At 56.9% G+C, this 582-nt stretch carries 2 protein-coding genes; both read left to right on the forward strand.

The window, feature by feature from the left end; all coding sequences use genetic code 11:
• Window positions 1-226, forward strand: a 226-nt coding sequence (locus tag AC1DRE_RS25130; RefSeq protein ID WP_476985776.1) for a tautomerase family protein, incomplete at its 5' end; no start/stop codon positions are given.
• 151 nt (window positions 227-377) lie between these two features.
• A partial coding sequence (locus AC1DRE_RS25135) for a tautomerase family protein (protein WP_476986883.1) occupies window positions 378-582 on the forward strand: 205 nt, incomplete at its 3' end.

A 582-nucleotide genomic window follows, 5' to 3' on the forward strand; every position in this document is an offset into this window, starting at 1 on the left:
CCCCGAGCAGAAGGGCAACTTCTACAAGGCCGTGGTGGACGAGCTGCACGAGAAGCTGCTCCTTCGCACCGAGGACGTGTTCTTCAACCTGCAGACGGTTCAGCCGGCCGACTGGTCCATGGGCAACGGCATCGTCACCTACGCCAACGGGGTCCCCGCTGACCGACTCGACCCCAATAGTGTTCCGGCTGATTTCAAGTGGAACTTCCCACCACTGGAAACCTAAATCGGTTCTCGTACAGTCAACGCCGCCGGAATAGATATTTGCAAAAAATAACTAGACGACCGGTCTAATTATTTTAGAATCATTTCCAGCAGGACAAGCACAGGCAGCCATCCAGTTCTGTTTCGTCAAAACAAACACAGGGAGAAAGACCATGCCACTCGCTCGCATCGACCTCACCGAAGGCAAGTCACCGGAGTACCGCCGCACGATCGCAGACGTCGTCTACGACCAGATGATCATTCACCTGGGTGTTCCGGAGGACCGCTTCCAGGTCGTCACCCAGCACCCCCGCGGCGAAGTCATCGCCGACCCCGACTACCTCGGTATCTACCGGTCCGAAGACGCCGTCTTCATCC

This window comes from Arthrobacter sp. P4_H3 (assembly GCF_056400885.1).